Consider the following 12611-nt stretch of genomic DNA (forward strand, 5'->3'; position numbering starts at 1 on the left):
CCTGATGGTGTGACTATCGACGAGAACACTGGTGAGATCACGGTGACCATCCCTGAGGATGCGAAGCCTGGTGACAAGATCACTGTTCCTGTTGTGGTGACTTACCCGGATGGTTCGAAGGACAACGTCGATGTGACGGTTACGGTTGAGCAGCCTGACGCTCCTGACACCAAGCAGAGCGATGAGTTCGAGCCTGGTTATGAGGATGGTTCGGGTAAGCCGGGTGAGGACGTCAAGGTTGAGAAGCCTGAGTTCAAGGACAAGGGCGGTAACCCGACCACTGCTCCTGAGGGCACCAAGTTCACTCCTGGTGAGAACACTCCTGATGGTGTGACTATCGACGAGAACACTGGTGAGATCACGGTGACCATCCCTGAGGATGCGAAGCCTGGTGACAAGATCACTGTTCCTGTTGTGGTGACTTACCCGGATGGTTCGAAGGACAACGTCGATGTGACGGTTACGGTTGAGCAGCCTGACGCTCCTGACACCAAGCAGAGCGATGAGTTCGAGCCTGGTTATGAGGATGGTTCGGGTAAGCCGGGTGAGGACGTCAAGGTTGAGAAGCCTGAGTTCAAGGACAAGGACGGTAACCCGACCACTGCTCCTGAGGGCACCAAGTTCACTCCTGGTGAGAACACTCCTGATGGTGTGACTATCGACGAGAACACTGGTGAGATCACGGTGACCATCCCTGAGGATGCGAAGCCTGGTGACAAGATCACTGTTCCTGTTGTGGTGACTTACCCGGATGGTTCGAAGGACAACGTTGACGTGACTGTCACCGTTGAGCAGCCGGATGCTCCGGCTGAGCAGCCTGACTGGAAGGACGACAAGGGTAAGCCTGGCGACAAGGTTGAGATCCCGAACACCGGTGGCGACGTGCCGGAAGGCACCACCGTTGAGACGGAAGGCCCTGGTAAGGCTGAGATCGATGACAACGGCAACCTGATTGTCGATATCGATGAAGACGCCAAGCCTGGTGACAAGATCGTTGTCATCGTCAAGGACAAGGACGACAACGAGATCGACCGTGTAGTCGTTGAGGTCGAACAGCCGACCCCTGGCGACAAGGGCAAGGACTCGGACAAGTACCAGCCTGAATACCCTGACAGCACGGGTAAGCCTGGTGAGAAGACCGAGATCCCGCTGACGCCTGGCGACCTGCCTGAGGGCACCAAGTGCGAGCTCGACACGAGCACTGTGCCGGCTGGTTGGAACGTCACCATTGGTGAGAACTGCAAGCTGATTGTGGTTCCCGGCAAGGACGCGAAGCCTGGTCAGACCGCTGACATCAAGGTGAACTTCACCTACCCCGATGGCAGCACTGACACTGCGACCGCACACTTTGTGGTGGCAGAGGCTGACGGTGGCAAGAAGGTCATCCAGGAAGGTGGACTCGCTCAGACGGGTGCACAGGTTGCTGGTGTGGCCGGTATTGCAGCCGCGATGATCGCAGCAGGCCTCGGCCTCGCGTTCACGCGCCGTCGCCGCGCAGGTGAGGAGAACTAATCGCCTGACCGGTAACGTATCGGTATAGCTTGTGGGGTGGGATCGCAGTGCGGTTCCACCCCGCAAGTGTTTCCGGGGGAGTGCGGGCAAATACTCGGCGCCCGACCGGATCCACACCGCGGGTTATCGGTGTCAATGTGATTGCCGCTGGCGGTAGTTGTGTTGCATTCATGCGGCGTGACAGGTCGGAGCGGTGTGCGCATAGTGCTCGGTACTGAAGCCCAGTCGAACAAACCCCTAAATCTAGCCACAGCGACCTAGCGATAACTCTGCAGTGTAATTACTATTAGTCCTGCGTGTGGTGAGATCACGTTGCTGGAGAGTTTTCTACGGTAACAGACGGCTTCTTCAGCGCGATTCTTAGCAGACAACAGAAAGGGTGTGGCTGATGGCACGGCCAATCCACAGGAACCGTTCAACATGTCGAACCTTGTTCACAATTCTCCCCGCGTTTATCGCGGTCATCATGGTTTTCGCATCGCAAGCGGTTTATGCCTTTGGCAGCGTCGATAATAGCGGTGGCACCAAAGCGTACGAGCTAGAAGGTGTGTGGAAGGACCAACCCGAGACGGTCACCTCGGGTCTCGATGTACTTTCTATGGTGTGGCACCTGGATATCAACGATTCGGCGCCAGCGCCAGGCAATGAACCGACCACTGACAACCTCCTGGCTGTCACAGTGGAGAACGCGCACTTTGGCGAGATCCCCGCTGAATGTCTCAGTGGAGACAAGGGAGCTTCAGAGATTTCAGAAGATCAGCGCACCTTGACATGTGACATCGGTGAGCGCGATGAGGGTACCGCCCAGATGGTGTTGTCGGGCATTAAAGTTGACGGCCCAGCAGGGTCAACGGTCTCTGCGAAGGCGACCTTCCGGGGTCTTGAAGCTAAGCTGCCGGAGATCCCGATCATCGCGCCGTTCATCATGGACGCCAAGTTCGATGCTGGTGCACCGAGCTCGTTGACTGGTCAGCCAGACACGTACCAGTTCATGTCTTTCCCGTTCTCGTTGGCGCATGCAACGGGTTCCGCGGCGGGCCCGGAAAGCGTCAGCTATGACATCACGATCAATGGTGTCCGCGGCGAAAGAATCACTACGCAGGATGTAGCGTGCGCGCCTATTGATCGCGTGCATTCTGGTTATCCGTACTCAGCTCCGGGTAAGCCGCAAGAGCAGACCGCTAACTTCCCTACATGCGAGTTCACTCTGGTTGACCCTGAGACGAACACCTTCCGATTGACGTTGTCTGATCTGGACTATGTTTCGAAGCGGCCGGAGCTTGACTCGAATGGTGTCCGTTTGCCTCAGGTTCAGCCGAAGCATCCGCGCGAGGTGATCGCTGCTGGAGAGCTTCGCATCAAGGTTCCGTATATGGTTGCCGGGCCAAATTCGAACGCCAAGACCAACGTGACGCTGAAGGCATCGGCGCCGACGTACACCGCCGTCGATGGGTCGACGAGTGATGACGACCCGTCGAACAACCAGAACCGCGCCCCGATGATCCGCGGCAACTGGACGGGTGCATGGGTTGTTGGGTCCCAGTACCCGAAGGCATACCCGGGTATCGGATGGTCTGACACGTCGCGTGCTCCCGTGGGCGCTACTGTGATGTCGGTGTCCGGAATCGCTCCTCCGCGCGTTGAGGGCTTCTCTGACAACTGGATTTGCAACACCCTAGATACTGAGCGCGTCGATTTCGTCGACGCCCGTGTGGTTGCTGACCCTTACGCGAAGCCGAACGTCTACTACGGCGAGAACGTGGAGGGCCTTGACATCCTCTATTACACGGGTGAGGTCAAGGACCCCAACCTCTTCGAATGCGGTACCACGGAAACCCCGTTTGATGAAGGGAAGGACGAAAAGGACGGCTGGAGCTACACCAAGCCTGCCGACCTCTCGACGGTGAAGGCTGTCAAGCTGCGTGTGCCTCGCGATAAGGGCCACTTGTCGGAGCTCCCGCAGTCGTACTTCTACCTGGTGATCGAACAGAAGATTCACGATGACGTAGAGATCGGTGCGGACGTGTGGACGTGGACTTCCGTCCTTAACGAGACGCACACTGAGTGGAAGATGGATATCAACTCGAAGATTGCTTATGACCGCGTGACCAATGAACGTGAGATTACTCCTGGGTTCGCATCCCCTGGCGTGGTTACTGATGGAGTCCGCTACCCATACGCTGGCCCAGGACGTGACCTCTTGCGGGTGGTTCCCTCGCTACCTGTTGTAGCCAAGGACGTCGCCCAGCCAGAGTATGGTCCGGGTGCGGAAGCTGAATACACGATTCGTTATGGCCTCGAATCTGAGATCGCGAACATGCCTAACGACCAGGTGGTTATTGAAGACACCTTGCCGGCAGGTATGGAGTATGTTCCGGGTACCGCGGACGTTGAACCTGATGTGAAGACCAACTCTAATGGCCAGCAAGTTCTGACGTGGACGAAGGATGGCGTTGAACCTAATATCCGCGTCTTTGAGGACGGCAATGCTTATGTCATCAACTACAAGGCGACGCTCCCTAAGGATGCGAAGCCTGGCGCTGTATACATCAACGAGGTCGCGGCATCGAGCCAGGGCCACACCCGTAAGGCGAAAGCTAAGGTGACGGTTCCGCGCGCGGGCTACACGTCGTTGAAGAAGGATGTGAAAACATCTGTTGTTGAAACAACCCGAAACGGGGTTGCAGCAAACGAGTGGACGCTGAAGCTCACCTCGAATGATCCGACGCGTTCAAACCTCACTGACGTGATCGATGTGCTTCCGTCAAACGATGATTCCCAGGGTTCGAAGTTTGATGGCACACTCAAGGTGACCGGAGTTGAAGGTGCTGAAGGCGCGAAGGTCTACAGCACCACTGTGGACCCAGCTAAGATTGATGAAGACCCGAATGCCAAGGTCAATGGTGGCACCGGAACGCCGTCTGACATCTGGGAAGAAGGCGTGAAGGAGGACGCGACCGCGCTCCGCGTTATCACCAAAGCCCCGCTGGCGTATGGGGATACGCAGACCATCACGGTGAAGACTGAGTTGCATCAAGCGCAGCTAGGCGATGTTGTTGTCAACAAGGCCGTGGGCCGAGCTGAGAACACCAAGCTGCGGATGCGTACTTCTGCACAGTTCACGGTGCGCACACCAGTCGAGGTTCGTGTTGAGAAGGTGTGGAAGGACGAGAACGGCGAAGCCCTTACGGAGACTCCGGAATCGGTGCAGGTGCAGCTAATGCGCCAGCAAGGTGACGAAATCACTCCGGTGGGCGAAAAGGTTGAGCTTTCTGGCGCCAACGACTGGAAGCACACGTTTGAATCGCTACCAGCCGTGATCGATGACGAGCCGGTCAGCTATACGGTGAAGGAAGACTCGGTCGAAGACTACACCTCGCAGGTCAAGGTGGTAGACGCCGGTAGCGTCTTCGAGGTGACGGTCACGAATACACGTGAACCTGAGCCGACACCGGAGCCGACGCCGGAGCCGACGCCGGAGCCGACGCCAGGGCCGACGCCGGAGCCGACGCCGGATCCGACGCCAGGGCCGACGCCGGAGCCGACACCGGATCCGACACCTGAGCCGACGCCAGGGCCGACGCCAGGGCCGACGCCAGGGCCGACGCCGGAGAAACCGAAGGCTCCTGAGGAGGGATTGGCCCGAACTGGTGTGGAGGTTGCAGGCTTCCTCGCGATTGCAGTCACGTTGCTTGGCGGTGGGTTGTTCTTGTTGAGGCGACCACGCAAGCAGTGAAGCCGCTGGGTGAGAACCCGCAGGGCTAAAATGAACTGCCGGCGTTAGCCTCCGCGACTAGGAATGGCTAAGGGCTGGGCATGGACTTTGAAGTCCATGCCCAGCCCTTGTCATTGTTAGCCGATTGGTTCTGGCCCTGGCTCGACGGTGTAGGCGAGCATGATGAGGGCTTCGCGGATAGGGGTTCGCGAGAAACTCCACACCTACACCATCGTCGGGGCCATCACCGACAAAAGCGAGTACGCGACCTCAACGCACTCTTCGCAACCGCATCAATCACCGTCGCACGCGAGTTCCTCGAAGGCGCAATCCGCGACGCCACCACCCTCAACACCCTTTCGGCGACGAAAACCTCCGCTCCCATGGGCTCATTCAGGCTACCGCAGCAGCTACCTCGACCTCTGCACCGACTACCGCAGTCAACACAGCGCCGAACGAACCCCCGTCAACGACGACGTCGTATTCAAAATCGAACTCACATCAATCAACGCTGACGAAAACCTGTGCAGCGAAGCCGCCCACACCTACGCCGAAACTGCCTTCCGAGACCGCAAGCTGCGCACAACCGGCACCGATATCACCAAAACCCTGCCACCAACGTCACGATTCGCCACCCGCGACAACCACGCCAAAAAGAAACACCAACAGCGCCAACGGCGGGCCACAGCTCGCTACTGTGCCGACGCCATTAACCCCACCAGCAGATCCGCAACATCCTGCGGTGAAATCGCATCAAAGTTTTCTTTGCTCAGCGAATTAATTTCAATCGTGAACAGCGCCTGCGCATCCTCATCGAAATACATCGCACTGTAATAGCCCTGCGGATTCGTCGGATACCAGCGCGTCAACACCAGCACCTCAAGATTTCCCGACGTCACCGTCTCAACAGTGTTGTCTTGCTCAGGGATGCTCGTCGTGTTTTTAAAATCGTCATACGCCGCCTGAGCATCAGCCGCACTCGACGCCTGGATCAGCTGCAGCTCACCGGCATACAAATCCCGGCGCCAAAAATCACAAATATAGCGATAGCCATCATCATCGCTCGCAAAACTACCCCAGCCCACATCCGTGAACCGCGGTCGCTTATCAAGGATGCGCGGCATCTGATCGGCCAACAAGCAATCACCCTCGCTCAACACCGGATACTGCTGCCCATACCCATCCGACGACTCCCAGCCATCCGCAGTCTGCTGCAACCACGACTCGGGAATCTGCGACACACTGTTCAAATCAGGCGCCGCATCACCACCTGACTCCTCCGACGCACAAGCCGCCAGCGGCAACGCCAGCAACAAAGACCCAACAAGAGCAGCACGTCGTTGAAATCGCATGCGCACATGCTAACGGGGGAGCGTAACCACCAACTCAGACCGCAGCCAGCGAGCCGTGACAAACTCACAACATGACCCAAACGCACCCGCTCATCGGCACAGTTCGCCGAGTGCGTACCGGCAAAGTCACCACCCAGCAGTGGAGCGGCCGCACCATCAACACCGGCGCCGCCAAAACACCCCGCGACGGGCGCATCCCCGTCAGCGTCCAAGGGCTCGACGGCGACGAACAGGGCAACCTCAAAGTACACGGCGGCCCAAACAAAGCCATCTGCTGCTACCCCTACGAATTCCTCGACCAGTGGCGAGCCGACGGCATCGAACTTCCCGAAGGAGCCCTCTTCGAAAACCTCACCCTCGAAGGGCTCACCGACCAAGAAGTACATCTCGGCGACATCTACCAGCTCGACGATCTGCGCGTACAGGTCACCCAGCCGCGCCGACCCTGCGCCACCGTCTCCGCGCGCTGGAGCATGAAAGAACTGCCGCGGCTCATGCAAACAACCAACCGCACCGGTTTTTACTTTCGCGTGCTCGAACCCGGTACCGTCGCCCAGGGAGACACCCTGCGGCTCATCCAACGCCTCGACAACTCGGTATCAGTCGCTGAAACCAACCGCATCATGAACGTCGACCGCGACGATATCGCCGGCATCCACCAACTACTCGCATCCCCCGAACTTCCCGAACGCTGGCGGGGGATGCTCGAACGCCGACTCGAAGGCAAATACGAAGACGACTCGGCACGACTATTCGGCACCAGCTAACAGCAACCAGCTAACAGCGCCAGGGGCTACAAGCGTCAGCGGATGCACGCGCCGGCGGAGCCTACAAACTCCGGCCGATCTCCCACAGCCGGTCGGGGCGGCCATCAATCGCCTCCGACAGCGCAAACGCCTGATCGTCCGAAAGCGACGACACATAGTCGAGCACTCCGCGCCCCACCCCGAACCGGTGCGCCGTCGCCACCGAATCAGGCACCGGAATGCCTTCGGGGCAATCCTCCATCAACTCCAGCTGCTGTCGAGTCGCCAGCGCCACCAGTTCGCGCAGCCGCGGCGGCACCCGCTCACGATCATGGCGATCATCAAGCCACGAAGTTAACCCGTTCACAATCCGCAGCAGCACCCGACTCAGCCCACGCTGATACATCGCAATATCGGGGCGGTTCAAAATAAAGTGCCGGTGCACAAACTTGAGCACATTCACCGCATGCCAACCCGACACATCCAGTGTCACAAGCCCCGTGCGCGGATTGTTCTCGGGCGCCAACACCACCGAATTTTGCAGCTGCCCAATCCAGCGGCTCGTGAACGACGACAGCGCCCGCTCGGTGGTGAGCGAACCATCAAAATCCTCCGCCAAAAGGCCATCCACGAGGTCATCCGCAACCAGACGCACCGCGTCAGTGAACGCACCATCATCAGCAATCCACGGATCATCGGCGTGCAGCTTCCGGCGCAACAACTCCAGCGCCGCCCCCGGACGCTGCCGCTGACCGCCAAGCTGCTCGCCACTCAAATGCCGCAGCGGACACGCATCCTCAAGCCAGGTGCCAAGCTCGCGCGCCACCGCACTCTGGCTCAGCAGCCCGGCCCGATAAAAATCATCAACATCGTGCACCGAATAGGCGATGTCATCAGCAATATCCATCACCGTCGCCTCGAGCGACTGCTGCAATGGCAATACCCCAGCTGAACCGGCACGCGCATCCGCAAGGTCGGCTGCATCCACAAAATAGGCCGAGTACTTCCGCACCACCAGCTCGCCATCAACCCGGCGCAGCCCCGGTGGCAGCACTGCATCGGGGGCATCAACCGTCACCGCCGCAGTCCACGGATATTTCGCGGTTGCCGAACGAGACGCGGCGGTGAGATTCAGGCCGTGATCGGTGTCGTGCCACACATCCAGGGCCGTAATGATGCGATACGTCTGCGCGTTCCCCTCAAACCCATCCGGCAGCCCGAGCGTCTCGCGAGCGACCCGGTCGAGCACCTGCTCACCCAAATGTCCAAACGGGGGATGGCCAAGATCGTGCGCGGCAGCCGCTGCCTGCGCCACCACAGGATCACAACAAAACTTGGGATTCGTCGAAGCCAGCGGCGCAAGATCGGCAACCAACTGGGTCGCGATCGTGCGCGCCACCGCAGTGACCTTCAACGAATGCGTCAGGCGATTGTGCACCAGCGGGCCTGCACCCGTCTGGCCAATCACCTGCGTCACCGCCGACAGTCGCGCGTAATACGGCGAAAACCGGATGCGCTCCAGATCGCGTCGAAACTCGGTGTCGCTATCAGCAATTTCGTGACCGCCAACAGCATCGGCGAAACGACGAGAGGTGCGGGAATGCGGCTTCATGAACAACCTCGGCGATATCGGAAAGCAGCTGCTGCCACACTAGCTTCAGCCCGGAAAGAACTGGTAGCGCCCCAACCCGAGCTACAGCTGCCGCAACCGGGTGGCAGCCTTGTGCAGCACCTCGGGGCGCTTACAGAACGCAAACCGTACGAGCGACTTGGCTCCGGCCGCATCGCGATAAAACGCCGACAGCGGCACCGCCGCCACCCCGATGCGCTCGGGCAACTCTCGGCACAGCTGCGCGGCATCAGTTACGCCCAGCGGCGCCGCATCGGCCACCGCGAAATAGCCGCCGTTCACCGGCGCCACCGTAAAACCGGCATCCGCAAGCGCCGGCACCAGCAGATCACGGCCGGATCGCAGCTGGGCACGAATTGCCGCGAAATCAGCATCCGGCAGCGCCAACCCGACAGCAATTCCCTCCTGCAACGGCCCGGCATTCACATAGGTGAGCCACTGCTTCACCGCCATCACCGCCGACACCAGCTCGGCCGAGCCGGTCACCCAGCCAACCTTCCAGCCGGTGGTGGCGAAGGTCTTGCCACCGGAAGAAATCGTGATGGTGCGATCACGCATCCCCGGCAGCGAAGCCATCGGAATATGCCGATGCTCGTCGAAGGCCAGATGCTCGTACACCTCGTCGGTAATCACGATGAGATCGTGAGCGATCGCCAGCTCGGCAATCTGCTCCAGCTCGGCGCGCGAAAACACGTGCCCGGTGGGGTTATGGGGCGTGTTCACCAAAATCGCGCGCGTTCTCGGCGTAATGGCGGATGCGAGCCGGTCACTATCGAGCGCGAAATCGGGCCACTCAAGCCGCACCGGCACCAGGGTGGCCTGCGCGAGCACCGCATCGGCATCGTAGGCGTCATAGAACGGTTCGAAGGCGATCAGCTCGTCACCGGGTTCGCACAGCGCCAGAATCGCGGCCGCCAGCGCCTCGGTGGCACCGGCGGTGACTAGCACCTCCGAATCAACATCCCACTCCAGGCCGTACCAGTGGCGCTGGTGTGCGGCGATCGCCCGGCGCAGCTGGGGGATGCCGGGGCCGGGCGGATACTGGTTGCGGCCCGCCGAAATCGCCTCGATCGCCGCGTCCAGCACCGGCTGCGGGCCGGCCGTATCCGGGAACCCCTGACCTAGATTTACGGCATCGTGCTCGACCGCCAACGCCGACATCTCGGCAAAAATCGTCGTACCAAACCGGCGCATCCGGGACACTAGCTCGCTCATGCACTCATGCTACTGACAGGAACACCGGCAACCATGCTGAGCGCGTCATGCAAAGTCACTCGACGCTGAACTGACTCACCCAAGCACCTGCTCAACCCAATACCGAACGGAGCCGAACCATGGCCGAACTCGACGACACCCTCGACCAGCAGATCAACCAGCTGTGCGCTCGCGGTGACGAACTTGCCGAAGAAGAGAAGTTTGCTGAAGCGGTTGCCGAATACGACCGCGCCTGGGCGCTGCTGCCCGAACCGAAACAGCAGTGGAACGCCGCCACCTGGATTCTCGCGGCGATTGGTGACGCGCACGTGCTGCGCGGCGACTTCGCGGGCGCGCACAATGCGCTCTCGGCGGCCATGCACTGCCCCGATGCGATCGGGAACCCGTTCATTCACCTGCGGCTGGGACAGGCACAGTTTGAGCTCGGCAATCTCGACCGCGCCGCCGACGAGCTGATGCGCGCCTATATGGGTGCCGGGCCGGAAATCTTCGCGATGGAGGACGAAAAATACCTTCAGTTCCTCGCCACCCGGGCCCAGGGCATCGAATTCCCGGATGCTGCGGAGGTCGACCTCGACTAGACGCTCAAGTTACGGGGCGCTCAAGTCACCGGGCCAGCAAGTCACCGGGCCGGTAGCACAAGGAACTCGCGCAGCGCCGGCAGCTCGCGCTCGATCTGCGCGCCACCGAGCTCATACATGCGCTGCAGCTTGCGCACATCCGTTTCGGAATTCGACACCGTCAACCCCTCGGGGCAAAACAAGTAGGCGCGCCCGCTGCGCTCCAAATCAAACAGCTCGGCACGGGTGCGGTTATAGCGCAGCGGACGCTTCACCACCGCATCCGCAATTGCCGGATAGCGGCGAAAAATTGCCCGCAGCCCCGCCGACGTGACACTGCCGCCGAGCGGTTTTACATAGTTGCGGGGCCGCGTGAGCACCACCACAAAGCGTTCGAATCCCGCAGCCTTCGCCGCATCCAGCGCAAACCCACCCGTGGGGCCCAGCGCGCCGTCAAAATACACGTGACCGTCAATCGTCGCCGGGGGCATCCACACCGGCAGCGTCGACGAAGCACGCACCCGCACCATCAGATCGTGCAAATCGTGCACATCATCGCGGCCCCAGTACACCATCCGGCCCGTGTCGGCCTGCACCGCACCGACTGCAAACTGTGCCGGATGCGCGCGGTACGCATCCCAGTCGTAGGGGAGCGCCTCACCGGGAAGGCCGGTTTGCTCATAAATATATTCGGCATGAAATCGGCCCTTGCCCTGCATCCAGGTGCGCCAACTGCCAAAGTGAGGATCTGCTGCCAAATCCACAAACGATTCGCGTGCCCGGCCAGCATCACGGCTCAAATAGTTTGCGGTGCAGCTCGCGCCGGCAGAAATACCACCCACCCACGGGAAATCAATCCCCTCGGCAATGAGCCGCGCCACCACCGCCGAAGTAAAGCTGGCGCGCATCCCACCACCCTCAAAAATGAGCGCCGTATTTGCCAGAGCGTCAGAATGCGTCATAGCGAACATTGTTACAAGACTCGGTTACGGTTGCCGGCGACCAACGGGATGGGAACCGCGCCGGGATGCAATCCGCACCGGGATGCGGTGGCCATCAAACGTTCCCAGCCGCTCGGCAAATCGTCCCGGCACGGCGCGACCGCAGTCCGGGCAGCAGCCGTCGGCCGTCAAACGATATTCGCGCACCCGATGCCAATCACGCACGATCAGCCCGGCACCGCATCCCGGGCACCAGGTGGTGCCGCCGCGGGCATCATGCACATTGCCGGTGTACACAAAACGCTCACCGGCATCGAGGGCGATCTGACGAGCCTTCGAAAGCGTTGCCGGTGGCGTGGGCGGAACATCTTGCATCCGGTGATCGGGATGAAAGGCCGTGAAATGATGCGGCACATCCGGCCCCAGCTCGGTCACAATCCAATTTGCCATCCGCTTGATTTCGGCATCCGAATCGTTATGGCCGGGAATCAGCAGCGTGGTGATCTCTAACCAGCAATCGGTTTCATGCCGAATAAAACTCAGCGTATCGAGCACCGTCTGCAACCGGGCACCCGTAATTCGACGATAAAAGTCGTCACTAAAGCCTTTGAGATCGATATTCGCGGCATCAACCGCGCCATACAGTTCGGCGCGTGGCTGCGGCGAAATGTACCCCGCACTCACCGCAACCGATTTCACACCGCGCTCGCGGCAGGCGGCAGCAATATCGATCGCATATTCGGCAAAAATCGTCGGATCGTTATAGGTGAACGCCACCGAATCGCAGCCGGTGCGAAGCGCTGCCTGCGCGATAGCGTCGGGCGTGGCCCGATCGGCGAGGTGGTCGATCTCGCGCGAAGTCGAAATATCCCAGTTCTGGCAAAATTTGCAGCCGAGATTACAGCCGGCGGTGCCAAAACTCAGCACCGAGGTGCCCGGA

Annotated in this window: 9 protein-coding genes; 4 read left to right on the plus strand and 5 right to left on the minus strand. The window is 60.1% G+C overall.

Going from position 1 to position 12611, the window contains the following annotated elements:
* Together JMV54_RS09345 and JMV54_RS09350 are read left to right on the plus strand one after the other, a co-directional pair.
* Window positions 1-1512 (plus strand): YPDG domain-containing protein (locus JMV54_RS09345; protein WP_201518650.1); only part of this gene is annotated, 1512 nt, incomplete at its 5' end.
* Window positions 1513-1942: 430 nt separating this feature from the next.
* Entirely contained in the window at window positions 1943-5248 is a 3306-nt protein-coding gene (locus JMV54_RS09350; RefSeq protein ID WP_230972903.1) for a Cna B-type domain-containing protein, read from the plus strand.
* 671 nt (window positions 5249-5919) lie between these two features.
* On the opposite strand, the gene JMV54_RS09355 is transcribed toward JMV54_RS09350, so the two are convergent.
* On the minus strand, window positions 5920-6477 hold the full coding sequence (locus tag JMV54_RS09355; protein WP_201518652.1) for a hypothetical protein: 558 nt from the start codon (window positions 6475-6477) through the stop codon (window positions 5920-5922).
* 173 nt (window positions 6478-6650) lie between these two features.
* Here JMV54_RS09355 and JMV54_RS09360 point away from each other — a divergent pair, with 173 nt between their 5' ends.
* Entirely contained in the window at window positions 6651-7346 is a 696-nt protein-coding gene (locus tag JMV54_RS09360) for an MOSC domain-containing protein (RefSeq protein ID WP_201518653.1), read from the plus strand.
* A 61-nt stretch (window positions 7347-7407) separates the two neighbouring features.
* Here the strand turns inward: JMV54_RS09360 and dgt are convergent, their stop codons facing one another.
* Window positions 7408-8937 (minus strand): dGTP triphosphohydrolase, encoded by a 1530-nt coding sequence (gene dgt / locus JMV54_RS09365; protein WP_201518654.1) that lies wholly within the window; start codon window positions 8935-8937, stop codon window positions 7408-7410.
* 81 nt (window positions 8938-9018) lie between these two features.
* Window positions 9019-10170 carry a pyridoxal phosphate-dependent aminotransferase gene (locus tag JMV54_RS09370; protein WP_201518655.1) on the minus strand — a complete coding sequence of 384 codons (1152 nt, stop codon included), beginning with the start codon at window positions 10168-10170 and terminating at the stop codon, window positions 9019-9021.
* Between the two features lie 119 nt (window positions 10171-10289).
* Here JMV54_RS09370 and JMV54_RS09375 point away from each other — a divergent pair, with 119 nt between their 5' ends.
* The gene (locus JMV54_RS09375) at window positions 10290-10751 is read left to right on the plus strand and encodes a tetratricopeptide repeat protein (protein ID WP_201518656.1); all 462 of its coding nucleotides are present in this window, start codon (window positions 10290-10292) and stop codon (window positions 10749-10751) included.
* A 41-nt stretch (window positions 10752-10792) separates the two neighbouring features.
* Here the strand turns inward: JMV54_RS09375 and JMV54_RS09380 are convergent, their stop codons facing one another.
* Both JMV54_RS09380 and amrS read right to left on the minus strand, forming a co-directional pair.
* The gene (locus JMV54_RS09380) at window positions 10793-11692 is read right to left on the minus strand and encodes a patatin-like phospholipase family protein (RefSeq protein ID WP_201518657.1); all 900 of its coding nucleotides are present in this window, start codon (window positions 11690-11692) and stop codon (window positions 10793-10795) included.
* 24 nt (window positions 11693-11716) lie between these two features.
* Window positions 11717-12598: an AmmeMemoRadiSam system radical SAM enzyme gene (amrS, locus tag JMV54_RS09385; RefSeq protein WP_201518658.1), complete on the minus strand. Its 882-nt coding sequence runs from the start codon at window positions 12596-12598 to the stop codon at window positions 11717-11719.
* Window positions 12599-12611: the final 13 nt, after the last annotated feature.

This window comes from Gulosibacter hominis, from assembly GCF_904842695.1.
Classification (GTDB): domain Bacteria; phylum Actinomycetota; class Actinomycetes; order Actinomycetales; family Microbacteriaceae; genus Gulosibacter; species Gulosibacter hominis.